The following is a 23697-nucleotide window of genomic DNA, read 5'->3' on the forward strand; positions in this document are numbered from 1 at the left end:
TCCGCTCGCTCAACGGCCCGCAAGAGAGGTCCGCTCGCTCAACGACCCGCGGAACGGGCCGTGCGCGAGGACGTTCAGGCCAGGAGGTGTCGCAGGTAGCGGGGCGGGTCCTGCAGGAACGAGCGCCAGTGGTTCACGAGTTCGAGGTCGGCCCACTCGGCCGGGCGGATTCCCCACTCCCCGACCTCCAGGATCTTCGCCCCCGGCAGAGCGGCCAGCACCGGCGAGTGCGTCGCGCAGAGCACCTGCCCGCCTTCGTCGACGATGCGCTGCAGCACGGCGATGAGCGCGAGCGTCGACTGGAACGACAGCGCCGCCTCCGGCTCGTCGAGGCAGTAGAAGCCGGGCTCGTCGAAGCGGCTCTCGAGCAGCGCGAGGAACGACTCGCCGTGACTCATCTCGTGGAACGGCACATCCGGTCCGCTCGTCGACGGGTTGTCTTCGAGGTAGGTGTAGAACGAGTGCATCGTCTCGGCGCGCAGGAAGAACCCCCAGCGGTTCGCCCCCACCCCGCGCTGCAGTCGGAGCCACTCCGACAGCGGCGACTCGGTCGGCCGGGTGCGATGCGCCGCCTGGCGCGAACCGCCCTCCGGCGAGAGTCCGTAGGCGACGGCGATCCCCTCGACGATCGTCGACTTGCCGCTGCCGTTCTCACCGACGAGAAAGGTCACACCGGGGTCGAGGTCGATCCCCTCGCGGAGCACCTGCGCGACCGCCGCGATGCTCGTGGGCCAGCGACCATCGGGTTCGGGTGCATCGTCCGCTGCGCGGACCGCCACGATGGGCTGCTCGCGCTTCCGTCTGCTGCCCGGCTCCCAGATCGACTCCATGCTCCGACGTTACGGGCGACCGCAGACATCGGCATCTCCGGGTTCGGCCCGGTCAGCACTCGATGACGTTGACCGCGAGGCCGCCCTCGCTCGTCTCCTTGTACTTCGTCGACATGTCCATGCCGGTCTGCCGCATCGTCTCGACGACCGCGTCGAGCGACACGTAGTGACTGCCGTCTCCGCGCAGAGCGAGGCGCGCGGCGGTCACCGCCGTCGAGGCGGCGATCGCGTTGCGCTCGATGCACGGGATCTGCACGAGGCCGGCGATCGGATCGCACGTCAGCCCGAGGTGGTGCTCCATCGCGATCTCGGCGGCGTTCTCGATCTGCCGGTTCGTACCGCCCATGACGGCGGTGAGTCCGCCCGCGGCCATCGCGCACGCCGACCCGACCTCGGCCTGGCACCCGCCCTCGGCTCCCGAGATCGACGCGTTGGCCTTGAACAGCGAGCCCAGCGCGGTCGCGGTGAGGAGGAACCGACGGATGCCGCGGCGACGGTTCGCCTCGGCGACCGCGTCGGGGTCTTCGATCGCGCCGACCGCGACGAGCGACGCCTCCGCGCCGAAGCCGAGCAGGGCGCTGCCGACCAGTTCGCCGTAGGGTGTGACGGCGTTGCCCGCGCCGAGGCCGGAATCGGCGAGGAACCGCCACCAGTACATCGCGACGGCGGGGAGGATGCCGGCCGCACCGTTCGTCGGAGCCGTGACGACGCGTCCGCCTGCGGCGTTCTCCTCGTTCACCGCGAGCGCGAAGGCACCCAGCCATTCACCCGGGAGCTCGCGGTGCCCCTCGGATTCGACCTCTTCGAGCTGCTCCCTGATCAGGTTCGCCCGCCGCTTCACCTTGAGGATGCCGGGCAGGATGCCGTCGCTGTGGAGCCCCGCGTCGACGCAGCCCGACATCGCGTCCCAGATGGCGTCGAGCCCCGCGGCGACCTCTTCCTCGCCGCGCATCGCGGTCTCGTTGAGTCGTGCGACCTCGGCGATCGACAGGCCGTACTCGTCGCACAGTGCCAGCAGCGATGCCGCGTCGGCGTACGAGTACGGCAGCGGGGCCGTGGCGAGCTTCGCCTCCTCCCCGTCGCGGCGGATGAAGCCTCCGCCGACCGAGTAGTAGGTCTCCTCAGCGACGGTCGAGCCCGCGGCATCCCAGGCCGTGATCGTCATCGCATTCGGGTGACCGGGCAGGCGCGTGCGCGGGGCGAACACGATGTCGTCCTTCGCGAACGCCACCTCGTGCGTGCCGTCGAGCAGCAGCCGTCCGCCGTCGGGGAAGTCCGTCCACGCCGAGCGCACGGCAGCCGGATCACAGGTCTCGGGTTCGAGACCGCGGAGTCCGGCGACGACCGCATCCGGCGTGCCGTGGCCGATGCCGGTGGCGCCGAGCGACCCGAACAGGGTGCAGCCGACGCGCGAGACGCGATCAATCGCGCCGGTCGCCGTGAGCCGCCTGGCGAACTCCAGAGCCGCCCTCATCGGTCCGACCGTGTGGGAGCTGGAAGGCCCCACTCCGATGGAGAAGAGGTCGAAGGCCGAGACGTACGCTGTCACCCGACCAGCGTACGTCGTCGGACGGATGCGGTCGTCAAGCCCCTTCCCGCGACGGCGAGGCCGCGGCATCCTGAATCCGTCCACCCACGCGAAAGGGATGATCATGAGCGACACCACACCCGAGCAGGATCCGGCCACCGACCTCGACGGCGAGGCTCAGGCGCCCACCCCGACCCCGTCCTCCGGCGACGCCGGCGAGATCACGGCGGTCTCCCCCGACGACGAGAGCGAGTCGGAGAACCTGACCGAGGGCCAGGCTGAGACGCCCGAGCAGGCAGAGTCTCCGGAGGACGCCGACCCCGAAGAGGTGCCGAGCACCGAGGAGCTCGAAGAGCCCAGCACCGAGAAGTCGCCCGGCGAGGAGCCGAAGGCCCCGAAGCGAGACGACCCCGAGCCCGACCATCAGGCGGTCGGGATCGGGGTCATCGACGGTCCGCAGACGGACCAGGGCGACTGAGGCGGCTCCTACCCCACCCCAGGGCCCGCGTTCCGGTCGCAGATCGTGCCGCTCCGAGGGCGCGGGGACGGCACGCGACGCGACCGGGACGAGTGCGGGGAACTATTCGACGAGCTTGCCCGTCGTGTCGACGTCGCGCATGAGCTCGGCGATCTCGTCCGGGATCGGCGGGATCTGCTCGTGCGTCACACCCGTGCCCGGGCTCCACACCAGGTTCACCTGCAGCGTCGGATCGGTGTCGGGGTAGTCGCTGCGGTTGTGGCATCCGCGGGTCTCACGCCGCTCCCGCGCGGCCTCCAGCGTGGCCCTGGCCGCGATCGCCGAGGCCTTGAGGTCGAAGGCGTGCGCGAGATCCTGGAACCCGGCGATGTCGGGATGGATGCCGATGTCCTCCATGCGCCCCTCGATCATGTCGAGGTCGGCGAGACCGGCGCGCAGCCCCTCCTCCGAACGCACCACCCCGGCGTGCTGGGTCATGGTGTTGCGGATCGCGCGCTGCAGTGCGCGGACGTTCTCGTGTCCGTCGGCGGCCAGCAGGTCATCGATCTCTGCGCGAGCCTGCGCCACGGCGGCCGCCGAGCGCTTCTGCGCGTCGAGCCCGGCGGCGTGCGCCATCGCGGCCTGGCCGACGATGCGTCCGTACACGAGCAGCTCGACGAGCGAGTTGCCGCCGAGACGATTGGCGCCGTGGAGTCCGCTCGACGCCTCGCCGATCGCGTAGAGGCCGTCGACGTCGGTCTGATGGTCTTCCGAGCGCACCCACACGCCGCCCATCGAGTAGTGCGCGGTGGGGGCGATCTCGATCGGTTCGGCGGTGATGTCGAGCATCTGCAGCTCCATCATCGTCTGGTAGACGCGAGGCAGACGGGTCATGATCGTCTCGCGCGGCAGGTGCGAGACGTCGAGCCAGACGCCGCCGTTCTCGGTGCCGCGCCCCTCGGCGATCTCGGTGTACGCGGCGAGAGCGACGCGGTCGCGGGTCGAGAGTTCCATCCGCTCGGGGTCGTACTTCTCCATGAACCGCTCCCCGAGCGCGTTGCGCAGGATGCCGCCCTCGCCGCGCGCCGCCTCGGAGATGAGGGTGCCCGCCGCGTTCTCCGGCTCGATGATGCCGGAGGGGTGGAACTGCACGAGTTCGGGATCGCGCAGCCGGGCGCCGGCCTCGACCGCGAGGCGGAACGAGTCGCCAGTGTTCTCGTCGCGCCGAGACGAGGTGCGTCGCCAGATGCGGTTGTGGCCGCCCGCGGCGAGGATCACGGCATCCGCGTGGATGAGGTAGCGCGTGCCGTCGGCCTGGTCGAAGCCGTACGCGCCGAAGACGACATTGTCGCGCACGAGGAGTCGGGTGATGTAGACGTTGTCGAGGATCGGCACGTCGAGCTGCTCGGCTTTGGCGACGAGGGTGCGCTGGATCTCGAGACCGGTGTAGTCGCCCGCGAACGCGGTGCGGCGGAAGGTGTGCGCGCCGAAGAAGCGCTGCGAGATGCGGCCGTCGTCCTCGCGCGCGAACTCCATGCCCCAGCGTTCGAGATCACGGATGCCGCGCTCGGCCCCCTGCGTCACGACCTCGACCGTGTGCGGGTTGGCGAGCAGGTAGCTCTCCTTGATCGTGTCCGCGGCGTGCTGCTGCCAGGTGTCGTCGGCATCCATCGTCCCGAGCGCGGCGTTGATTCCTCCGGCCGCGAGCGACGTGTGCGCGTCCTGCCGGGGGCGTTTGCCGACGGCGAGGACGTCGACGCCGTGCTCGGCGACCTCGATCGCCGCGCGGAGACCCGACCCGCCCGTCCCGATGACGAGGACCGTGGTGGAGATCTGCCGTTCGCGTGTACTCATGCCTTCGACGCTAGTTAGGCAGCCCTAATAACTCCAATGCATTGTTCTACTGGTATCGATAGACTGCAGGCATGAATCTGGAGCAGCTGCGGGGGTTCGTCGAAGTGGCCCGTCTGGGGCACTTCACCCGCGCGTCCGAGCACCTGCATCTTGCACAGCCCTCGCTGAGCAGGCAGATCTCGACGCTCGAACGCGAGCTCGGAGCCGAGCTGTTCCACCGCGCACGCGGTCACATCAACCTGACCGCGGCGGGCGAGGCGCTGCTCCCCCGCGCGCAGCGGATGCTGTCGGAGGCCGAGGCGATCCGCGAGGAGATGGGCGAGCTCGCCGGCCTCCGCCGTGGTCGGGTGCGGCTCGGAGCGCCGCCCACCCTCTGCATCAGCCTCGTCGCCGAGGCCATCAGCACGTTCCACGCCTCGCACCCCGGCGTCGATCTGCACCTCGTCGAGAGCGGATCACGTCTGCTCGTCGAGCAGCTCGCGGTCGGAGCCGTCGACATCGCCCTCATCACCGAGTCCGACGGACCGCCCCCCTCCGGCTTCAGCCTCAGCCGCATGCAGCTGCTCACGGAGGAACTCGTCGTCGTCTCCGCGGCATCCCAGCCTCCCGTCGCGGTGACCCCGGCCATCGGCCTCGAACACCTCGCGACGCTGCCGCTCATCGCGCTCGACGAGACCTACGAGCTGCGTGCGACGACGGATGCCGCGTTCCGCTCGGCCGGACTCACGCCCAACCACGTGCTCGAGGGGGCGGAGATGGATGCCGTGCTCCGCTTCGTCGAACGCGGAGTGGGCGTCGCGGTCGTACCCGCGATGGTGCTGCTCGATCAGCCAGCGCTGCGGTCGGTGCGGCTCACGCACCCGATGATGCGGCGCACCGTGAGCCTCGCGCACCGCGCCGACGTCACCCCCGCGGTCGCCGTCGCCGCCATGCGCGAGGTCATCGTCGCGACCGCCGCCGAGGTCGCGCGCCGCGACCCCGCGATCACGAGCCTGCTCGACTGACGGCATCCGCCGCCCGGTGCGGGCCGGAAACGCGTCGCCCACGCGATGCGGCGTCAGGAGGCAGCGAGCTCGTCCCGCACGATCGCGGCGCCGGCGCTGAGCGCGCTCAGCTTCGCGAGGGCTGCTCCGCGGGGCAAGGGAGCCATGCCGCAGTTCGTGCTCGGCACGAGCTTGTCCGCATCCACGAAGGCGAGCGCCTCGCGCAGGACGTCGGCGACCTGTTCGGGAGTCTCGACGGTCTCGCTCGCGACGTCGATCGCGCCGAGCATGACGTTCTTGCCTCGGATGAGCTCGATCAGGTCGAGGGGCACGTGCGAGTGCGCGCGCTCCAACGAGACGGTGTCGATGATCGACTTCTGCAGCAGCGGGAACGACTCCTCGTACTGACGCCACTCCGGCCCGAGCGTCGCCTTCCAGTCGGTGTTCGCCTTGATGCCGTAGCCGTAGCAGATGTGCACGACGGTTTCGGCGCGCAGCCCCTCGGCCGCGCGCTCGAGCGTCGCGACGCCCCAGTCCTTCAGCTCGTCGAAGAAGACGTTGAAGGCGGGCTCGTCGAACTGGATGACGTCGACGCCGGCCGCTTCGAGCTCGCGCGCCTCCTGATTGAGGATCGTCGCGAACTCCCAGGCGAGCTTCTCGCGGCTGCGGTAGTGCCGGTCCGACAGCGTGTCGATCATGGTCATCGGCCCCGGCAGCGCCCACTTGATCCGCTGGTCGGTCTGCTGGCGGAGGAACGTCGCGTCGTCGACGAACACCGGCTTCTCGCGGCTCACCGCGCCGACGACCGTGGGCACGCTCGCGTCGTACCGGTCGCGGATGCGCACCGTCTCGCGCTGGTCGAAGTCCACGCCGCTCAGGTGCTCGATGAACGTCGTGACGAAGTGCTGGCGGGTCTGCTCGCCGTCGCTGATGATGTCGATGCCGCGGCGGGTCTGCTCCTGCACGGCGCTGCGCAGAGCATCCTGCTTGCCCTCGACGAGAGCGTCGCCCTCGAGCTTCCAGGGCGACCAGAGCGTCTCGGGCTGTGCGAGCCAGGACGGCTTGGGGAGGCTGCCCACGATCGAGGTGGGGAGGAGGGAGTTCACGATGCGCCTGCGGGTCACGCGGCCGCGGCCGTGTCGTCGGCGGCGGCCCACCGCGCGAGCACGTCGCGGTGCGGCTTCACGAAGTGCTCCTCGGTGTACCGGCCCTGCGAGCGTGCGAGCCGGTTGCGCTCCTCGCGGTCGTACCCGATCTGGGTCGACGAGTAGTCCTGCTGGTCGAGCGTCGGCCGGTAGATGCTCGCGGCGGCGGAGTTCGCGTTGTAGATCTCCGGGCGGTAGATCTTCTGGAACGTCTCCATGGTGCTGATGGTGCCGATCAGCTGCAGGTTGGAGTAGTCGGTGAGCAGGTCGCCCTCGAAGTAGAACGCGAGCGGTGCGACGCTCCCCGGAGGCATGAAGTACCGCACCCGCAGCCCCATCTTCCCGAAGTAGGCGTCGGTCAGCGATCCCTCGTCATCCTGCACGTACTCGACGCCGAGGACGGGGTGGTGGTTCTCGGTGCGGCGGTACTCCTTGCTCGTCGACACGCTGATGCAGATCACCGGCGAGGTCGTGAAGCGCTCGCGGTACGCCTCGGAGTCGAGGAAGTGCCGGAACAGCTTGCCGTGCAGGTCGCCGAAGTCGTCCGGGACGGTGAACCGGCCCGCCGCCTCCGTCGCCGCCGGGAGCACCACGCTGAAGTCGAAGTCGCGGACGTACGACGAGAAGTTGTTGCCGACGATGCCGTGATGACGTCGTCCGGTCTGCCGGTCGACGATCTGGATGTCGAGGACCTCGAGCAGCGGGAACCGCTTGTCCTCGCCGTCGGCGGTGAACTCCAGGCCGGCTGAGACGATCTCGAGCTCGAGCGTGTACCGGTCGCGGGTCGGGTTGTCCCAGTGCGCGAGGTCGTTGAACCGCCGGTCGATCATCGTGAGCGCGTTGCGGAGGTTCTGCCGGCGGTGCTCGCCGCGCGCGAGGTTCGCGAAGTTCGTCGTGATGCGCGAGTCGTCGGAGGGCGTGTAGTCCTCGTCGAAGCGCGTGGTGGTGATGTGGAACGTGAAGTCGTTCGCCATGAGCGGCCCATCTGCTGGCTGAGCGACCGGATCGGCCGCGCGGAAGTCTGTGCATCCATGGTGCGGTGGAAAGCGGACTATCGGGTAACTCGCGCCAGCTATGCGCGGATATAGTCTCTACCTATGGCACGCGCATCCAGCGGCATCACGCTGCAGCAACTCCACTACTTCGTCGAGGTGGCGGCGGAGGGCTCGATCAGCGCAGCCGCCGATCTGCTCTACGTCTCGCAGCCCACGATGTCGGCGGCCATGAAGGACCTCGAGACGCGGGCAGGGCGCACCCTGCTGCTCCGCTCCGCCCGCGGGGTCACCCTCACGGCCGACGGCGCGGAGTTCCTCGGGTATGCGCGACAGGTCACCGAGCAGGTCGCGCTGCTCGAGCAGCGGTACCTCGGTCGGCCGCCGTCGCGTCGCCTGCTGGGCGTCTCGGCACAGCACTACTCGTTCGTGATCGACGCCTTCGTGCGCATGGTCAAGGCCAGCGGCGCGGCGGAGTACGAGTTCTCGCTGCGCGAGACCCGCACGTGGGACATCATCGAAGACGTGCGCACCCTGCGCAGCGAACTCGGCATCCTCTACCGCAACGACTTCAACCGCAGCGTCATCGACAAGCTGCTGCGCGACTCCGGCCTCGCGTTCCATCCCCTCTTCCTGGCCGATCCGCACATCTTCATCTCGCGCAAGAACCCGCTCGCGAGGCGCGATCGCGTGACCCTCGACGACCTCGTCGGCCTCCCCCGCCTCACTTTCGACCAGGGTGCGAACAACTCGTTTTACTTCGCCGAGGAGATCCTCTCGACCCTGTCGAGCGCGCAGGAGATCCGCGTCTTGGATCGCGCGACCATCTTCAACCTCATGATCGGCCTCGACGGCTACACGATCTCGACGGGCATCATCAGCGACGACCTCGACCCCGAGATCGTCGCGATCCCGCTCGACGTCGACGAGCGCATCGAGATCGGCTGGATCGGCCACTCGGCGATCCCGCTCACGGAGCAGGCGCAGCGCTATCTCGACGAGCTGCGGGCGGTCGTCGCGGGCTTCGGAGTCGTGCTCCTCGGCTGAGGGCGGAGGACCCACGGGAACGCCTCGGACGGTACGGCGTCCGAGGCGTTCTCCCTCGTGGGTCAGGCTTCGACGGACGCCTTCTTCGCCTCAGCCTTCGCCTGAGCGCGCGCCACGATGCGTCCGCGCACCGCCAGCACGAGGACGACGGCCAGGATCGCGTACAGGGTGAGCGAGATCGGCCCCTGCACGAGCACCGAGAAGTCGCCGTTGGCGCTCATCGCGGCATCCCGCAGGCTGGTCTCCGCCAGCGGTCCGAGCACCATGCCGATGATCAGCGGGGCGAGCGGGTAGTCGAGCGCCCGCATCAGGAACCCGAGCAGACCGATCCCCAGCAGCATGAGCAGATCGAACACCGAGCCGCTCGTCGCGTAGATGCCGAGGGCGCAGAAGAGCGTGATCCCCGCGTACAGGTAGGGACGCGGGATCAGCAGCAGCTTGGCCCACAGCATCGCGAAAGGCAGGTTCAGGATGAGCAGCACGATCATCGCGATGAAGAAGCTCGCCAGCAGCGCCCACACGAGCTCGGGCGCCCGCTCGAACAGCAGCGGGCCGGGCTGCAGCCCGTACTGGCGGAAGGCGGCGAGCATGATCGCGGCGGTCGCCGAGATCGGCAGGCCCAGGGCGAGCAGGGCACCCATCGCCATGCTCGTGGTCGAGTTGCCCGCGGCCTCGGGGGCTGCCAGACCGCGGATCGCCCCCGTGCCGAAGGTCGGGCGCGCGCGTCGGGCGTCGAGACGCTTCTCGAGTCCGTAGGCGAGGAAGGTCGGGATCTCCGATCCGCCGGCCGGCACCACGCCGAACGGGAGGCCGATCGCGGTGCCGCGGAACCAGGCGGGAGCGGCCTCCCTGAACTCGGCGCGGCTCAGCCAGGGCCGTCCCGAGGGCTTGATGAGCGCCTTGTCCTTCATGTGCCGCTCCAGGCAGGCGACGTAGATGACCTCGCCGAGCGCGAGGATCGCCACGGTCACGGTGACCAGCGAGACGCCGTCGAAGAGGTTCGGCGATCCCATGGTGAAGCGCGGGGCACCGGAGACGCCGTCGACGCCGATCACGGCGATGCCGAGACCGATGAAGAGAGAGGTCAGTCCCTTGATCACGTTGTCGGTGACGACCGACGACGTGGCGACGAAGGCGAACACGGCGAGCGCGAAGAACTCCGCCGGTCCGAACCGGCTCGAGAAGTCGGCCAGCGCCGGAGCGAGGAAGACCACGACGATCGAACCGATGAAGCCGCCGATGAATGCGCCGATCGCCGCCGTCGCGAGCGCCTGGGCCGCTCGCCCGTTGCGGGCCATCTTGTGACCCTCGATCGTCGAGGCGATCGCCGACGCCTGCCCCGGGGTGTTCATGAGGATGCCCATGGTGGAGTCGCCGAACAGGCCGCCGAAGTACACGCCGGCGAACATGATGAACGCGGCCGTGGGTTCGAGCGAGAAGGTCACCGGCAGCAGCAGGGCGACCGCCATCGAGGAGCCGAGGCCCGGCATCACGCCGACCGCGGTGCCCAGCAGGCATCCGATCAGCACCCAGACGAGGTTCTGCCACGTCAGCGCACCGGCGAAGCCCTCCGCGAGAAGCTGCAGCACGTCCATGTCAGAACCCCCATCCGAGAATGCCCGAGGGCAGCGACATGCCGAGCGCCATGTCGAACGCGATGTACGAGAGCGAGCTCACGGTCAGACCGACCACGAGGCTGAACAGCCAGCGGGTCGAGCCGAAACCGCGCGCGATGCACCAGAACAGGAGTCCTGCGGCGATGATCCAGCCGAGGATGTTCAGCACGAGCGCGAAGACGAGGAACGAGCCCACCACCCAGGCGAGCGACCTCACGTCGACGCGGACCGTGCGCTGCACGGCCGGCTCTTCCGGAGCCGCTGCGGATGCCGGGGTGACCGGCGCGTCCGAGACGGAGGCCGCGGTGTCGTCGTCCGCGCGGAGCTCGCGCACGGCGCCGACGACGAGCACGACCGCGAACAGGTACAGCCCCGCCGTGATGAGCATCGGGAAGAACTGCGGACCGGGGAACGCGGTGCCCTCCGGCACCTTCATCGTGATGATGCCCACGAGCAGGTAGGTCGCGAACGCGATGAGCACGCCCGGCATCGTGAGGTTCTTCAGCAGGGCCGCCGTGCGTCCGGGGCCGGCGCCGAACGCCAGCCGCTGTCCGACGACCGCCGACACCGCTGTCGGGTTGTTGGATGACATCACAGCCCCATCTCCTCGTACAGCTGCTCGATGCGGGAGTGCTCGTCCTCGAGGAAGGCGTCGAGCTCCTCCCCCGTGATGACCCGCTCGGTCCAGCGGTAGCGCTCGATGGCGTCCTTCCACTCCGGAGTCGCGATCGAGTCGGCGATGAGCTCGCGCAGACCGTCGACCTGCTCGTCATCGAGGCCCGCCGGGGCGGCGAGCATGCGCCAGTTGGTCAGCGAGACGTCGTAGCCCTGCTCGGCCGCGGTCGGGATGTCGATGCCGTCGACCGGCTCCTCCGCGACGAGGGCGAGCACGCGCAGGCGTCCGGACTCGATCTGATCGATGTTGTCGGGGTAGCCGCCCGCCGCGGCCTGGGCCGTGCCGTTGAGGAGGGCCTGGATCGCCTCCCCTCCGCCGTCCGATGAGATGTAGGTGGTGTCCAGCGGGGCGATGCCCGCGCTGAGCGCGAGGTCGGTCACGACGAGCTGGTCGAACGAGCCGCCACCCGTCCACGGCACGCCCTTCGGATCGGCCTTCCAGGCCTCGACGAGGTCGTCCAGCGTCTCGTACGGGGAGTCGGCGGGCACCACGATCACGTCGTACTCCTCGACGACCACGGCGAGGGGCGTCACGTCGTCGAGCGTGGCCGCTGAGCCGAACTGGATCGTCGCCGCCATGAGGCCTGTCCCTCCGACGAGGAGGTTGTTCGGCTGTCCTTCGAGCACCGAGACGTTGCCGAGGGCGATCGTGCCGCCCGCCCCCGGCATGTTCACGACCTGGACGTTGTTGACGAGCCCGTTCGCCTTCTGCGCCTGCTGCAGCTCGCGCGCCACACCGTCCCACCCGCCACCTGCTGCGGCCGGCGCGATGATGGTCATCGACGCGTGGATGTCCTGTCCGGCTGCCGCGGACGTGATCGAACCGAACGCGGCGATGCCGATCGCCGCTGCGGCGATCGTGCCGCCTATGACGCGGGGCAGGACCCGCTTACTCGATGAACTCGTCGTCATCATCGCCTCCTCGTGCGGACACCGTTGTCGCCGCAAGACGGTTATTAGGATGGCAAGGGACCGAGCGCACGTCGCGTGCGCTCGGCTTTGTGCTCATAGATGCTCATGGGAGAGCGGAGCGCGGCGATCCAGCGACGGAGAGGCAGCCGAGATGAGACGCAGCAGTGGCGCCCGCGCCGCGCGCCTCGGGATGCTCGTGCTGCCCAGTGTCATCGTGCTCGCGGCGGTCGGAGTGACGGCAGGGGTCGCGATCGCGGCGCAGGAGCGCAGCATCCGCGCCTCCACGGCCGATCGCGTGCACGAGGTCGCCGCGAGCCTCGCCGTGCTCCCCGAGGTGCAGCGCACGCTGGAGTCGACGGTCGACAGCGGCGATGAGGACGACCCAGCGGATGCGGTCGACCTCGCCCCCGCGACGGAGGAGCTGCAGCCGCTCGCCGACATCGTCGCGCAGGCCGCCGGGGTGTACTACGTCGTGATCACCGACGACGAGGGGGTGCGCATCACGCATCCTCTCGCCGCAGAGCGCGGCGTGCGCGTGTCGACCACGAACGAGTCGGTGCTGGCCGGCAAGGAGTTCCTCGGCACCGAGACCGGACCGTCCGGCCGCTCGCTGCGCGCCAAGGTGCCCGTCTACGGCGACGGCGACCGGGTCATCGGCATGGTGGCAGTCGGCGTGCTGGAATCGAGCCTCTCCGCGCGTCGCGACGAGGCGCTCGGCGACATCCTGCCGTGGATCATCGGGGCGCTCGTCGTCGGAACCCTCGCGAGCTCGGCCGTGGGCGCGGCGATCGAACGGCGCTTCCGCCGTCTCGACGAGCAGGCCGCGGAGCACGAGCACCTGCGGCGCACCACCGCGGCCCTGCAAGAGCAGTCGCACGAGTTCAGCACGCGGCTGCACGTGATCCATGGGCTCGTCTCGCACGGCGACGCAGACGACGCGCTGTCCTACATCGATGGCATCGTCCCGGTGCTCACGACCGAGCGACCGGGAGTCGGCGGAGCCACGGTCATGGGCGCGGCGATCGAGGCCGTGCAGAACGAGCTCACCGCGCTGGGCGCGCGGCTCGAGCTCGAGGTCGACGACGACATCGCGATCGACGAGGGCGTGCTGCTCGTCGTCGCGAACCTGTGCCGCAACGCGGGAGAGGCCGGCGCACGGCGCGTGCGCTGCACCCTGGCGGAGCGCGGACGCACACTCGTCGGCTCGGTGGAGGACGACGGACCGGGTATCGACCCCGCCGACGTCGAGCGGGTGTTCGCTCGCGGCTATTCGTCGAAGACGGACCGCGCCGTCGGCGGTCGCGGCATCGGTCTCGACCTCGTGCGTCGCACGGTCGTGGCGCGCGGTGGTGTGATCGAGGTGGGGCGCTCGTCGCTCGGCGGAGCGCGCTTCGATTTCGAGATGGAGGCCGTGCGATGAACGGCATCCGTGTCCTCGTTGTCGACGACGATCCCGGCGCTCGTGCGCTGCACGGTCGATTCATCGCCGAGACTCCGGGCTTCGAGCTGACCGGCACGGCAGCCACCGGCGCCTCGGCGCTCGCGCAGATCACCGAGGACGTCGATCTGCTGCTGCTCGACATGCGCCTGCCCGACATCAGCGGCATCGAGGTGCTGCACCGGCTCCGTGTCATCGGCGCAACGGGACCCGACGTCCTCGTGATCAGCTCGTCGCGCGACCAGGTGACGGTGCGGCAGGCCCTCGCGGCTCACGTCGTGGGGTACCTCATCAAGCCCTTCACGCAGGACGTGCTCCGTCGACGGCTGGAGGAATACGTCGCGCGCCGCAGCGCGCGCGACGCCGATGAGCACGACCGGCCGCTCGCCCAGGGCGAGGTCGACCGACTGCTCGCCACCGGCACCATCCGGCTGAGCGACCGAGCGGGCGATCGGTCGCCCTCGCCCTCACCGGAGCAGGCCGGCGGGCTGCCCAAGGGGCTCGCCGAGGTCACGCTGGCGCGCGTGATCGCAGCCCTCGACCCGGTCACGTCTCGGTCGGCCTCCGAGATCGCAGCGACCTGCGCGCTCTCGCGCGCGACCGCCCGTCGCTACCTCGACCACCTCGTCGAGACGGGCGTGATCGACCTCGCGCACCGCTACGGCAAGCGCGGACGCCCGCAGGTGCTGTACCGCCTCGCGCCCTCGCCCGACGCCTGACGGCGCTGGCGAGACAGCCCCAGGATGCAGAAATCCCCGCCGCTTCCGCGACGGGGATTCCCGAGTGATGTGCGCCCGAAGGGACTCGAACCCCTAACCTTCTGATCCGTAGTCAGATGCTCTATCCATTGAGCTACGGGCGCTCCTGGACCGCTCAGCGGGCCGTAGAACAGCTTATAGCAGTCGTCAGATGATTGCGAATCGAGGGGTCAGTCGTCGTGTTCGGCGGCCTTCTCCTGCTTCTTCTTCCGCTTCGCGCGGGCGCGCTGCTGCGACGACAGGGCCTGCAGGTCGACGAGGCGCAGCGCCTGCATGCGGGCGTCGCGCATGCGCTCGTAGTCGGGGTCCTGGTCGGGGCGCATCCCCTCGACGCGCAGACGGCGGTCGAGGTTGTGGCGCACGTCCGACCACGCGGCCTCGCGGGCCTCCTCGACGATCGCGCTCAGGGCGGCCTCGTCGTCCATCATCTCACGCAGCCGGGTGGCGACCCCGTGCGACTGCTTCGCCCGGCGCCGCAGGTTGCGCACGTCGCGGTCACGGTAGTCGTGGGTGCCTGACGGGTCGGAGTGTCGACCGCGGGCGCGTTTGCGCAGCGCGGTGAGGTTCTCCTCCGCCTCTTCGGATTCCTCGGCCATCGCCCGCAGCGCCTCGCGCGCGTCGGCGAGGTACTCGTGCGTGTCGAACACGCCGCCCTCGGCGATCGTGCCGATGAGGATGTGGTTCTTCACGGCGAGGCGCGCCGCAGCGGTCGCGATCGCGACGCCTTCCGCGATGGCATCCGCAGTTCGTCCCACCGTTCCTCCTCCCTTCGAGCGTACCCGTTTCGCCCTCCGTGGCGGTTGGCCAGAATGGACCGGAGGCCGGTCGAGGCGACGGGTTCGACCGAGGCAGCGCGAGCGACGGGAGCGACGATGCGGCAGGGAGCGGTGGGTGCTGTCCGTCTCGTCGAGCGCGACGGACGGCGACTGGTCGAGAAACGGCTGCCGGATGCCGAGCGCCACCGCGCCGAGGTCAGCGCGCTGCAGGCGCTGTCGCTCGTCGACGACCTGCCCACCCCGCAGCTGATCGAGGATCGCGCCGACGCCGTCCTGATGTCGGAGATGCCCGGCACCCGGCTCGACGAGGTCGACCGCGAGACCCGCCTGCAAGGGCTCCGCGCTTCGGCATCCCTCCTCCGGCGACTGCACGACCTTGCCCCGCCCTCCGGTCTCCGCCCGCGACCGGACGACGAGGCGATCATCGCGCGCTATCGGGCGGCCGACGCGCCGCCCCTGCCCCTCGACATCCCGCCCGCGTCCGGGCGAGCGTTCTGTCACGGCGACTGGGGCGACGGCAATCTCCTCGCCGTGGACGGCGCGATCTCCGCGATCGTGGACTGGGAGGCCGCGCACGTCGGCGACCCGCTCCGGGAGCTCTCCCGCGCCGCCTGGGGCGCCTCGCGCAAGGATCCCCGATCGTCCGCGGCGCTGATCGACGCCTACGGAGCGGATGCCGACGACGTGCATCGGTGGGACGCGATCCACGCGGCGGAGCTGTGGCTCTGGTTCGCTGAAGCCGGCCCGCCCGAGTATCTCGCCCAGCTCACCGCCGAGCTGCGCGAGTGGGGCGCCTGAGTCAGCGCACCACGCCGACCCAGATCCCCGAGGCCCACGCCTGCTGGTCGCCGTTGCAGCCCACCGAGCCCGGGTACCCGCGCACCACGGCCATGCAGTTCGCCAGGAACTCCGGATCGCCACCGAACAGGGCGGCGTAAGTCCCTGACGCGTTGAGAGTGCCCCAGACCTGGAACTGGTAGATGTGCGCGAGCTCGTGCGCCATGGCCCAGTTCAGCCGGTCGGCGCTCCATCCGGCGATGTCGCCGCGGTACTTGATGTACCCGTTGCTGTTGGCGCACGCGGCGGCGGTGCCACCCGCGCACGATGACGATTCGTAGAGGCCGACGCCGGCGCCGCCGACCCTGTCCAGCGCGGCGCGCACGCGCGCGTAGCCGTCGGGTCCGCTCGACGACCAGGCGGGTCCCATCGGGCGCGCGTATTGCGCCGCCTGCCAGGTCGAGACCTCCTCGCCCACCTTCTCGGTGAGGGCGTGCACCGTGGCGGTCGCGGCGACGACGACGGCCGGGTCTGACTTCTCGGCGAGCACGGTCTGCTGCGCGGACTGCGCTGCTGCCCGGTGCGCGGCCGTGTCGACCTTGCCCTCGGCACTGCTGATCGCCGCGCTCAGCGACGCGATCTCCTGCACGAAGGCGGGGCGCACCTCGAGCACCGCTGCGCGGTCGGCGGTGTCGTCCTGCGCGACCTCGATCTGCGCCTGCAGGTGGTCCGACCGCATCTGCGCGTCCTGCGTCTGCTGCGCGATCTCGCGCAGCTGCGCGATGGCGTCGGCCCGGGCGTCGTCGAGCGCGTCCGCCCGGCCGATGACACCGGCGGCGAGCAGCACGGCGGCCACGACGGTCACCGAGAACACGCGGCGCAGCATCACGGGAGGAAGCCCGTGGAGTCGGCGAGCTGCGCGTCCTGCTCGGCGATCACCGCGCGCAGGCTCGTGAGCTGCTCAGCGAGGTCGTAGTTCGCCGACCTCGCGGCGTCGCGGTCCTCCTCGGCCTGCACGACCGCGGCCTTGACCTCGGCGAGCGCGGTGACACGCTGCTGGTCTGCGACCACGATGATCACCGCTCCACCGATGAGCAGCAGCCCTCCGACGACGACCGCGAGTCTGCGCATATCGCTCCCCAGACACGACGCACTTTCGGAACGATTCCGTACGCACAATATATCCAGGCGGAAGGGTCCCGACTAGCCGATCGCGTGCGGCGCGGCGCTGCGGAATCGGCGCAGTCTGAGACTGTTCAGCACGACGAAGACGCTCGAGAAGGCCATGGCGGCTCCGGCCAGCATCGGATTCAGCAGTCCCAGAGCGGCGAGCGGGATCGCCGCGACGTTGTACGCGAGCGCCCAGAACAGGTTGCCGCGGATGATCGCGAGCGTTCGTCGCGCGAGACGGATGGCGTCCACGGCGCCTCCCAGGTCGCCGCGCACGAGGGTGAGGTCGGCCGCCTCGATCGCGGCATCCGTTCCCGTCCCCATCGCGATGCCGAGGTCGGATGCCGCGAGCGCTGCCGCGTCGTTGACACCGTCTCCCACCATCGCCACGACTCTGCCCTGCTGCTGCAGCGCGGCGACCTCGGCGACCTTCTGCTCGGGGAGCACGCCGGCGCGCACGGTGCGGATGCCGACCTCGGCCGCCACGGCTTCGGCAGCGCGCTGGTTGTCGCCCGTGAGCAGGACCGGCTCGAGGCCGAGCGCACGGAGCCCGGCGATCGCCGTGCGAGCGTCCGGTTTCACGACATCGGAGACGACGAGGACTCCGCGGACGCGCTCACCCCACGCGACTAGGACGGCAGTGTGCGCGCGATCCTCGGCGGCCGCGAACGCCTCGAGGAGGCGCCCGTCGAGCGGCGACTCGACTGCTCCGTCCGCGAGCGCCGAGGGCCGGCCGACCGTGACCCGCACCCCGTCGACGAATCCCTCGACGCCGCGGCCCTGGATGCTGCGGAACTCGCTCACCGACGGCAGATCGCCGAACCGCTCGACGGCCGCACGTACGACGGCGGCTGCGACGGGGTGCTCTGAGGCGTCCTCCACCGCGGCGGCGAGGCGCAGCACCCGCGCCTCGTACTCGCCGTCGGCCGCGACGACGTCGCGGAGCGTCATGCGTCCGCTCGTGACCGTGCCGGTCTTGTCGAGCACGATCGTGTCGACGCGGCGAGTCGATTCGAGGACCTCCGGGCCCTTGATGAGCACGCCGAGCTGTGCGCCCCGGCCGGTGCCGACGACCAGCGCCATGGGCGTGGCCAGGCCGAGGGCGCACGGGCACGCGATGATGAGCACCGCGACGGCCGCCGTGAATGACGCGGAGGCTCCCCCGCCGCTGAGCAGCCAGACGATGAGCGTCCCGGCGGCGATCGCGAACACGATCGGCACGAACACGGCCGAGAGCCGATCGGCGAGACGCTGCGCCTCGGCCTTGCCCGACTGCGCCTGCTCGACGAGCCGCGTCATGCGCGCGAGCTGGGTGTCGGCGCCGACCCTGGTCGCCGTGACGAGGAGGCGCCCGCCGACGTTCACGGTCGCACCGGTGACGGAGTCGCCCTGCCGCACCTCGACGGGCACGGACTCGCCGGTCAGCATCGACGCGTCGACCGCGGACGACCCCTCGCTCACGATGCCGTCGGTCGCGATCTTCTCCCCCGGCCGCACGACGAACACGTCTCCGACCACGAGCCGCGCCAGCGGCATCCGCTGTTCCACGCCGTCGCGTAGCACAGCGACGTCTTTCGCGCCGAGCTCGCCGAGTGCGCGCAGCGCCGCCCCTGCCGTGCGCTTCGACCGCTGCTCGAGGAAGCGTCCGAGCAGCAGGAACATGGTGACGCCCGCGGCGACCTCGAGGTAGATCGTTCCGAGTCCGTCACCGCGCTCGATCGTGAACCGGAACGGATGCGTCATGCCCCGCATGCCTGCCGTGCCGAACACGAGCGCATACAGCGACCAGAGGAAGGCGGCCGAGACCCCGACCGAGATCAGCGTGTCCATCGTGACCGTACGGTGCCGGGCGTTCAGGACCGCCGCGCGATGGAACGGCCACGCCGCCCACGTGACGACGGGGAGGGCGAGCACGAGCGACGCCCACTGCCAGCCGGGGAACTGCAGCGCCTCGACCATCGCCATCGCGATGACGGGGACGGCGAGCACGACGGCCGCGATGAGGCGCCTGCGCAGCAGGACGTCGCCGGGATCCGCCTCGCCGGACCCGGTCTCGCGCGGCAGCGCGGCGGTGTAGCCGGTGCGGACGACCTCGGAGATGAGGTCGTCGGCGACCACGTCTCCCGCGACCTCGACGTGCGCCTTCTCGGTGGCGTAGTTGACGGATGCCGTCACGCCGTCGATCCGGTTGAGGCGCTTTTCGATCCGCGCGGCGCAGGACGCGCACGTCATCCCGCCGATCTCGAGATCGTACGAGGCCAGCTGCTCGCTCATGGGGTGATCAGGCGCGGACGGCGCTGTACCCGGCCTCGTCGACGGCGGCCAGGACGGCGCTGTCGTCGAGCGGGGACTCGGAGGTGACGACGAGTCGACCGGAGGCCGCGCTCACGTCGATGGCAGTGATGCCCTGCAGCTTCGAGACCTCGCTGCGCACGGAGCCCTCGCAGTGCCCACAGGTCATGCCGGTCACGGTGTAGGTGGTCGTGGTCATGTCGATCCTTTCGTCGATGACGACACCCACTATACCCCCTAGGGGTATCCGAGGGACGGGATCACGCGGTCTCGGACTCGACGTCGAGGCGCTTCGCAGCGGATGCGACCGCGTTCGCGGTGTGCTGCGGGATCAGCTCCCGCAGCGCGTCGGCATCCTGCGCCTCGACGGCCTCGAGGATCACGCGATGCTCCTCGGCGGTCTCGATGAGATCGTCGTGCTGACCGAACAGCCACCGCAGCCGCGTCGCGAACACGCTGATGAACTCGCCGATCATGTCGTTGGCCGCGAGGTGCGCGGCGACCTCGTGGAAAAGGCTCGCCGCGATGCGCGCGCCCTCCACGTCGCCGGCCTGGGCGGCTGCGAGCTCCTGCTCGTACGCGGCGCGCAGCCGGGCGAGTCCCTCGGGCGTGCGACGCTCGGCCGCGAAGACGAAGATCATCGTCTCCATCGCCTCGCGCACCTCGCCGTAGTCCTGCAGATCCTGCCGGGAGAACTCGCGCACGATCGCCCAGGTGCGCGGGCGTGCGACGACGACGCCCTCGGCCACGAGCGTGCGGATCGCTTCCCGCACCGGCAATCGGGAGACGTTCAGCTCCGCCGCGATGTCGCGCTCGACGAGCCGCGATCCTGACGCCCGCCTCCCCAGCACGATGTCATCGCGCAGAATACGCGTCACTCTCACCGACTCGAGTTCGCCGGCAGCCCCCACCTCCGCCATATCGGGATTGTCTCATCCGCGCACCGGAGGGACAAGTTTGGTATCCCACGGTGCGCGGACATCGAGATCAGGGCAGGCGGTTCGCGATGGCGAGGTTGGCGCGCAGCTCTTCGGCGTTCTGACGCACCACGTAGGCGGGGCGGTCGCGCTCGACGCGCCAGGACTCGCTGAGCGGGCCGATGTTGACGGTGTCGAAGCCGAGCTCGTCGTAGAAGCGGGTGACGAAGTCCACTGCGTCCGCGTCGTCGCCGGCCGTCGCGAGGGCGCGGCGGTTCTCGCTCCCCGCCGGAGCACCGTCGGTCGTGATGTCGCGGGCCATGATGTGGTTGAACGCCTTCGCGATGCGCGAGGTGGGCAGCCGACGCTGCAGCAGCTCCGACGTGGTCGTCTCGCCCTTGTCGAGCGCCTCGATGCGGCCGTCGCGCTCGAAGTAGTAGTTGTTCGTGTCGAGCACGATCTTGCCCGCCAGCTCGTCGACGGGGAGCTCGTCGATCCGACCGAGCGGGATGGTCACGACCGCGATGTCCGCCGCCGCAGCCGCCTCCGCGGCGGTCGCCGCGCGCGCCCTGTCCCCCAGCTCCGCGACGAGAGGGGCGAGCGTCTCCGGACCGCGGGAGTTCGCGATCACGACGTCGTAGCCGTGGGCCACGGCCGCACGCGCGACCTGGCTGCCGATGTGTCCTGCACCGATGATTCCGAGAGTGGTCATGTGTGGGCCAACGTGTGTCGGCGACGCCTATTCCCCGATGACGCCGATCGTCGGGCGGATCACAGCGACAGCAGGTGCCGCTCTTCGACCCGGCGATAGCCGAGGCTCTCGTACAGCGCGATGGCTCCCGTGTTGAAGCCGAACACGTGCAGGCCGACGGAGTCCGCACCGTGCTCCCGCGCGACCCGTTCGGCGGCGAGCATCAGCTCACGGCCGTACCCCTTGCGCCGCTGCGACTCGGCGACCTCGATGTCGAGGATGAAGGCATGCGGTCGACCGCCCCTGGTCCGCAGGCCCACCCAGAGGATGCCGACCTCCTCGCCGTCGACCGCCGCGGTGAAGAGCTCCTGCCCCTCCGTCTCGACGCCGTCGGGCAGCTCCTGCACCATCTGACGGTGCGACTCCACGCGGGCGTCGTCGATCGAGTATCGGCCTGAGGCGGCGAGCTCCTCCGCGAAGGCCGCTTCCGATGCGGCGGCGAAGGACGGGTAGCGCTCCGCAGTCATCGGCTCGACCCTCACCACGGGCGCACGCTCGCGGTCGGGGAGCGGTTCGAGCAGCATCTGGATCGACGCGCACGTGAACCCCCGCCCGTCGATGAAGGACCGGCTCGCCGCGTCGGTCGCGTACACCGAGATGCTGAGCCGGTCGACTCCGTGCCCACGCCCCATCTCGACCATGGCGGTGAACAGCTCGTCCTGCTGCGAGACGGTGGGCCGGCCCGTGAAGGACAGGTCGATGACCATGAGCATGCCCGACATCGACGCGAGCCACACCGTGCCCAGCTCCCGATCACCGTCGCGGATCGACAGGATGACCGATGTCTGCGTGGCGGCGCCGTCGGCGAGCAGCTGGTCGAGGAACGCGTCGGCCTGCACGACCGCGTCATCGCCGACCAGCATCCCCGAGTCCTGACGCAGCGCGATGAGACGTTCCCTCGTCGCCGAGCGCCAGTCGTCGAAGCGGCCGCGATCGAGCGGGGTCAGCGAGAGGGGCATGATCCCATCCTGCACCCCGGTCACGACGCAGCCGTGTCAGCTCTTCTGCAGGGCGTCCTCGGCGGCGACCCACGCGAGCATCGCGCACTTCACCCGGGCGACGTAGCGCGAGACCCCGCCGAGCGCCGCCGCGTCCCCGAGCAGCTCCTCGTCCGGCTCGATCTTGCCTCGCGAGCGCATGGCCGTGCGGAACGCGTCGATGCGCACCTCGAGCTCCTCGACCGTGAGCCCCTCCGCGAGTTCGGCGAGCAGCGACGCCGACGCCTGCGAGATCGCGCAGCCGTGCCCCTCCCACGCGATCGCCTCGACACTGCCGTCGGGCGCGCGGTGCACCTGCAGGGTGACCTCGTCACCGCACGTGGGGTTGATCTGGTGCGACTGCGCCGCGATCTCCTCGCGCAGCCCGAAGCCGTGCGGGGTGCGCGAGTGGTCGAGGATGAGCTCCTGGTACAGGTTCTGCAGGTCGCTCATGCGCCCCTCCGGAAGAAGTCGATGGCTCCGGCGACGCCCGCGATCACGGCATCCACCTCGCCCTCGGTCGTGTAGAGATAGGTGCTCGCCCTGGTCGACGAGGTGATGCCCAGTCGGCGGTGCAGCGGCTGTGCGCAGTGGTGGCCGACGCGCACCGCGATGCCGAGATCGTCGAGGTACTGCCCCACGTCGTGCGAGTGGATGCCGTCGACATCGAAGCTCGCGAGCCCCACGCGCGGCAGGTCGATGCCCGCGCCGAGCACGCGCACCCCATCGATCGCGGTGAGGCCGTCGACGAGGCGACGGCCGAAGGCGGCCTCGTGGGCGGCGATGCGCGGCATCCCGACCGCCGAGAGGTAGTCGATGGCCGCGGCGAGCGCGACGGCCTGCGACACCCGCTGCGTGCCGGCCTCGAAGCGCTGCGGCGGCGGGAGGTACTGCGCCTCGGTCGTGGTAACCGTCGTGATCATCGAACCGCCGGTGAGGAACGGGGGCAGGGCCTCGAGCAGCTCGCGGCGTCCGTAGAGCGCGCCGATGCCCGACGGGCCGAGCATCTTGTGACCGGACAGCACGGCGAAGTCGACGTCGAGCGCGCGCACGTCGAGTGGCAGATGCGGCGCCGACTGGCACGCGTCGAGCAGCACGAGGGCGTCGACCCGGCGGGCCATGGCGACGAGCCGGTCGACGGGATTGATCACGCCGAGCACGTTCGACACATGCGTGACGGCGACGAGACGAGTGCGCTCGCCGATCAGCTCGGCAGCGGCGTCGAGCCGCAGCGCGCCGTCGTCGTCGAGCGGGATCACCCGCAGCGTCGCCCCCGTTCGTGCAGCGAGCTCCTGCCACGGGATGAGGTTGGCGTGATGTTCCATCTCGGTCGTGACGATCTCGTCGCCCTGACCGATGCGGAACCGTTCGGCGGCTGCTCCCCCGCGCCCCAGCGACGCGTTGGAGATTCCGTAGGCGACGAGGTTGATCGCCTCCGTGGCGTTCGAGGTCCAGACCACCTCACCCTCGTCGGCGCCGATGAAGCGGGCCACGGTCGCACGGGCGTCCTCGAACACCTCGGTTGCCTCGGCGGCGAGCGTGTGCGCCCCGCGGTGCACGGCGGCGTTGAGCGTCGTCGCGAACTCCCGCTCGGCGTCGAGCACCGCGAGCGGACGCTGCGACGTCGCACCGGAATCGAGATACGCGAGCGGATGCCCGTTCACCTCGACACCGAGGATCGGGAAGTCCTGGCGAAGGCGCCGCACCTCGGCATCCGTCAGCGGGCTGTCGATCGACGAGGCGATCACGTCGGCGGCGGGCGTCGTACTCATCCTTCTAGCTTCTCACCTGGCGGCAGCGAC

Annotated in this window: 24 protein-coding genes and 1 tRNA gene; 6 read left to right on the plus strand and 19 right to left on the minus strand. The window is 70.2% G+C overall.

The genetic code is table 11. From position 1 onward, the window contains the following. Positions 1-74: 74 nt before the first annotated feature. Together RAC69_RS12175 and RAC69_RS12180 are read right to left on the minus strand one after the other, a co-directional pair. A complete protein-coding gene (locus RAC69_RS12175; protein WP_375087033.1) occupies positions 75-830 on the minus strand; it encodes an AAA family ATPase in 756 nt (251 codons plus the stop codon). Positions 831-882: 52 nt separating this feature from the next. Further along, positions 883-2379: an L-serine ammonia-lyase, iron-sulfur-dependent, subunit alpha gene (locus RAC69_RS12180; protein ID WP_375087034.1), complete on the minus strand. Its 1497-nt coding sequence runs from the start codon at positions 2377-2379 to the stop codon at positions 883-885. Positions 2380-2482: 103 nt separating this feature from the next. Here RAC69_RS12180 and RAC69_RS12185 point away from each other — a divergent pair, with 103 nt between their 5' ends. Then, positions 2483-2836 (plus strand): hypothetical protein, encoded by a 354-nt coding sequence (locus tag RAC69_RS12185; protein WP_375087035.1) that lies wholly within the window; start codon positions 2483-2485, stop codon positions 2834-2836. Between the two features lie 102 nt (positions 2837-2938). Here RAC69_RS12185 and RAC69_RS12190 read toward each other — a convergent pair whose 3' ends face one another. After that, positions 2939-4669: an L-aspartate oxidase gene (locus tag RAC69_RS12190; RefSeq protein ID WP_375087036.1), complete on the minus strand. Its 1731-nt coding sequence runs from the start codon at positions 4667-4669 to the stop codon at positions 2939-2941. Between the two features lie 71 nt (positions 4670-4740). Between RAC69_RS12190 and RAC69_RS12195 the strand changes: the two genes are divergently transcribed. Continuing rightward, positions 4741-5673 carry a LysR family transcriptional regulator gene (locus RAC69_RS12195; protein WP_341935493.1) on the plus strand — a complete coding sequence of 311 codons (933 nt, stop codon included), beginning with the start codon at positions 4741-4743 and terminating at the stop codon, positions 5671-5673. A gap of 53 nt (positions 5674-5726) precedes the next feature. Here RAC69_RS12195 and RAC69_RS12200 read toward each other — a convergent pair whose 3' ends face one another. Both RAC69_RS12200 and RAC69_RS12205 read right to left on the minus strand, forming a co-directional pair. Next, positions 5727-6758 (minus strand): methionine synthase, encoded by a 1032-nt coding sequence (locus tag RAC69_RS12200; protein WP_375087037.1) that lies wholly within the window; start codon positions 6756-6758, stop codon positions 5727-5729. A 14-nt stretch (positions 6759-6772) separates the two neighbouring features. Further along, positions 6773-7771 (minus strand): putative oxygenase MesX, encoded by a 999-nt coding sequence (locus RAC69_RS12205; RefSeq protein ID WP_375087038.1) that lies wholly within the window; start codon positions 7769-7771, stop codon positions 6773-6775. A gap of 123 nt (positions 7772-7894) precedes the next feature. On the opposite strand from RAC69_RS12205, the gene RAC69_RS12210 reads away from it, so the two are divergent. Next, on the plus strand, positions 7895-8836 hold the full coding sequence (locus RAC69_RS12210) for a LysR family transcriptional regulator (protein WP_375087039.1): 942 nt from the start codon (positions 7895-7897) through the stop codon (positions 8834-8836). A 62-nt stretch (positions 8837-8898) separates the two neighbouring features. On the opposite strand, the gene RAC69_RS12215 is transcribed toward RAC69_RS12210, so the two are convergent. Genes RAC69_RS12215 through RAC69_RS12225 form a run of 3 tightly spaced genes read right to left on the minus strand, consistent with a single transcriptional unit; the run spans position 8899 to position 12039 of the window. Further along, complete coding sequence (locus RAC69_RS12215; RefSeq protein WP_375087040.1) at positions 8899-10431, minus strand: tripartite tricarboxylate transporter permease; 1533 nt, start codon at positions 10429-10431, stop codon at positions 8899-8901. Between the two features lies 1 nt (position 10432). Then, positions 10433-11044, minus strand: coding sequence for a tripartite tricarboxylate transporter TctB family protein (locus RAC69_RS12220; RefSeq protein ID WP_375087041.1), 612 nt, complete (start codon positions 11042-11044; stop codon positions 10433-10435). Next, on the minus strand, positions 11044-12039 hold the full coding sequence (locus RAC69_RS12225; RefSeq protein ID WP_375087042.1) for a tripartite tricarboxylate transporter substrate binding protein: 996 nt from the start codon (positions 12037-12039) through the stop codon (positions 11044-11046). The genes RAC69_RS12220 and RAC69_RS12225 overlap by 1 nt, the downstream gene beginning before the upstream one ends. A 151-nt stretch (positions 12040-12190) precedes the next feature. On the opposite strand from RAC69_RS12225, the gene RAC69_RS12230 reads away from it, so the two are divergent. Then, the gene (locus RAC69_RS12230; RefSeq protein ID WP_375087043.1) at positions 12191-13459 is read left to right on the plus strand and encodes an ATP-binding protein; all 1269 of its coding nucleotides are present in this window, start codon (positions 12191-12193) and stop codon (positions 13457-13459) included. Continuing rightward, positions 13456-14196: a response regulator gene (locus tag RAC69_RS12235; protein WP_375087044.1), complete on the plus strand. Its 741-nt coding sequence runs from the start codon at positions 13456-13458 to the stop codon at positions 14194-14196. The genes RAC69_RS12230 and RAC69_RS12235 overlap by 4 nt, the downstream gene beginning before the upstream one ends. Before the next feature lie 70 nt (positions 14197-14266). On the opposite strand, the gene RAC69_RS12240 is transcribed toward RAC69_RS12235, so the two are convergent. Next, positions 14267-14339: transfer RNA gene (locus RAC69_RS12240), tRNA-Arg, on the minus strand. 66 nt (positions 14340-14405) lie between these two features. Continuing rightward, the gene (locus RAC69_RS12245; protein ID WP_375087045.1) at positions 14406-14990 is read right to left on the minus strand and encodes an asparagine synthase; all 585 of its coding nucleotides are present in this window, start codon (positions 14988-14990) and stop codon (positions 14406-14408) included. Between the two features lie 54 nt (positions 14991-15044). Between RAC69_RS12245 and RAC69_RS12250 the strand changes: the two genes are divergently transcribed. Beyond that, positions 15045-15809: a phosphotransferase family protein gene (locus tag RAC69_RS12250; RefSeq protein ID WP_375087046.1), complete on the plus strand. Its 765-nt coding sequence runs from the start codon at positions 15045-15047 to the stop codon at positions 15807-15809. A gap of 1 nt (position 15810) precedes the next feature. On the opposite strand, the gene RAC69_RS12255 is transcribed toward RAC69_RS12250, so the two are convergent. From RAC69_RS12255 to RAC69_RS12295, 9 genes are all read right to left on the minus strand, one after another. Beyond that, positions 15811-16674 (minus strand): hypothetical protein, encoded by an 864-nt coding sequence (locus RAC69_RS12255; protein WP_375087095.1) that lies wholly within the window; start codon positions 16672-16674, stop codon positions 15811-15813. Then, a complete protein-coding gene (locus RAC69_RS12260; protein ID WP_375087047.1) occupies positions 16674-16919 on the minus strand; it encodes a hypothetical protein in 246 nt (81 codons plus the stop codon). Before RAC69_RS12260 ends, RAC69_RS12255 begins: the two co-directional genes overlap by 1 nt. 72 nt (positions 16920-16991) lie before the next feature. Then, the gene (locus tag RAC69_RS12265) at positions 16992-19232 is read right to left on the minus strand and encodes a heavy metal translocating P-type ATPase (RefSeq protein ID WP_375087048.1); all 2241 of its coding nucleotides are present in this window, start codon (positions 19230-19232) and stop codon (positions 16992-16994) included. Positions 19233-19239: 7 nt separating this feature from the next. Next, the gene (locus RAC69_RS12270; RefSeq protein ID WP_341935529.1) at positions 19240-19449 is read right to left on the minus strand and encodes a heavy metal-associated domain-containing protein; all 210 of its coding nucleotides are present in this window, start codon (positions 19447-19449) and stop codon (positions 19240-19242) included. A 61-nt stretch (positions 19450-19510) separates the two neighbouring features. Beyond that, on the minus strand, positions 19511-20170 hold the full coding sequence (locus RAC69_RS12275; protein WP_375087049.1) for a GntR family transcriptional regulator: 660 nt from the start codon (positions 20168-20170) through the stop codon (positions 19511-19513). Positions 20171-20237: 67 nt separating this feature from the next. Then, positions 20238-20879 (minus strand): NADPH-dependent F420 reductase, encoded by a 642-nt coding sequence (locus RAC69_RS12280; RefSeq protein WP_375087050.1) that lies wholly within the window; start codon positions 20877-20879, stop codon positions 20238-20240. A 59-nt stretch (positions 20880-20938) separates the two neighbouring features. Continuing rightward, positions 20939-21877 (minus strand): GNAT family N-acetyltransferase, encoded by a 939-nt coding sequence (locus RAC69_RS12285; protein ID WP_375087051.1) that lies wholly within the window; start codon positions 21875-21877, stop codon positions 20939-20941. 36 nt (positions 21878-21913) lie between these two features. Continuing rightward, on the minus strand, positions 21914-22348 hold the full coding sequence (sufU, locus tag RAC69_RS12290) for a Fe-S cluster assembly sulfur transfer protein SufU (RefSeq protein WP_341935533.1): 435 nt from the start codon (positions 22346-22348) through the stop codon (positions 21914-21916). After that, positions 22345-23667 (minus strand): aminotransferase class V-fold PLP-dependent enzyme, encoded by a 1323-nt coding sequence (locus RAC69_RS12295; protein ID WP_375087052.1) that lies wholly within the window; start codon positions 23665-23667, stop codon positions 22345-22347. Before RAC69_RS12295 ends, sufU begins: the two co-directional genes overlap by 4 nt. Positions 23668-23697 lie beyond the last annotated feature (30 nt).

The sequence above is a fragment of the Microbacterium sp. LS_15 genome, from assembly GCF_041954735.1.
Lineage (GTDB): Bacteria > Actinomycetota > Actinomycetes > Actinomycetales > Microbacteriaceae > Microbacterium.

Bases quoted from the DNA above. Each gene is read 5' to 3' on its own strand.
- RAC69_RS12175 (WP_375087033.1), bottom strand. From the start codon at position 830: ATGGAGTCGATCTGGGAGCCGGGCAGCAGACGGAAGCGCGAGCAGCCC.
- RAC69_RS12185 (WP_375087035.1), top strand. From the start codon at position 2,483: ATGAGCGACACCACACCCGAGCAGGATCCGGCCACCGACCTCGACGGC.
- RAC69_RS12190 (WP_375087036.1), bottom strand. From the start codon at position 4,669: ATGAGTACACGCGAACGGCAGATCTCCACCACGGTCCTCGTCATCGGG.
- RAC69_RS12195 (WP_341935493.1), top strand. From the start codon at position 4,741: ATGAATCTGGAGCAGCTGCGGGGGTTCGTCGAAGTGGCCCGTCTGGGG.
- RAC69_RS12205 (WP_375087038.1), bottom strand. From the start codon at position 7,771: ATGGCGAACGACTTCACGTTCCACATCACCACCACGCGCTTCGACGAG.
- RAC69_RS12210 (WP_375087039.1), top strand. From the start codon at position 7,895: ATGGCACGCGCATCCAGCGGCATCACGCTGCAGCAACTCCACTACTTC.
- RAC69_RS12215 (WP_375087040.1), bottom strand. From the start codon at position 10,431: ATGGACGTGCTGCAGCTTCTCGCGGAGGGCTTCGCCGGTGCGCTGACG.
- RAC69_RS12220 (WP_375087041.1), bottom strand. From the start codon at position 11,044: ATGTCATCCAACAACCCGACAGCGGTGTCGGCGGTCGTCGGACAGCGG.
- RAC69_RS12225 (WP_375087042.1), bottom strand. From the start codon at position 12,039: ATGACGACGAGTTCATCGAGTAAGCGGGTCCTGCCCCGCGTCATAGGC.
- RAC69_RS12230 (WP_375087043.1), top strand. From the start codon at position 12,191: ATGAGACGCAGCAGTGGCGCCCGCGCCGCGCGCCTCGGGATGCTCGTG.
- RAC69_RS12235 (WP_375087044.1), top strand. From the start codon at position 13,456: ATGAACGGCATCCGTGTCCTCGTTGTCGACGACGATCCCGGCGCTCGT.
- RAC69_RS12250 (WP_375087046.1), top strand. From the start codon at position 15,045: ATGGACCGGAGGCCGGTCGAGGCGACGGGTTCGACCGAGGCAGCGCGA.
- RAC69_RS12255 (WP_375087095.1), bottom strand. From the start codon at position 16,674: ATGCTGCGCCGCGTGTTCTCGGTGACCGTCGTGGCCGCCGTGCTGCTC.
- RAC69_RS12260 (WP_375087047.1), bottom strand. From the start codon at position 16,919: ATGCGCAGACTCGCGGTCGTCGTCGGAGGGCTGCTGCTCATCGGTGGA.
- RAC69_RS12265 (WP_375087048.1), bottom strand. From the start codon at position 19,232: ATGAGCGAGCAGCTGGCCTCGTACGATCTCGAGATCGGCGGGATGACG.
- RAC69_RS12270 (WP_341935529.1), bottom strand. From the start codon at position 19,449: ATGACCACGACCACCTACACCGTGACCGGCATGACCTGTGGGCACTGC.
- RAC69_RS12275 (WP_375087049.1), bottom strand. From the start codon at position 20,170: ATGGCGGAGGTGGGGGCTGCCGGCGAACTCGAGTCGGTGAGAGTGACG.
- RAC69_RS12280 (WP_375087050.1), bottom strand. From the start codon at position 20,879: ATGACCACTCTCGGAATCATCGGTGCAGGACACATCGGCAGCCAGGTC.
- RAC69_RS12285 (WP_375087051.1), bottom strand. From the start codon at position 21,877: ATGCCCCTCTCGCTGACCCCGCTCGATCGCGGCCGCTTCGACGACTGG.
- sufU (WP_341935533.1), bottom strand. From the start codon at position 22,348: ATGAGCGACCTGCAGAACCTGTACCAGGAGCTCATCCTCGACCACTCG.
- RAC69_RS12295 (WP_375087052.1), bottom strand. From the start codon at position 23,667: ATGAGTACGACGCCCGCCGCCGACGTGATCGCCTCGTCGATCGACAGC.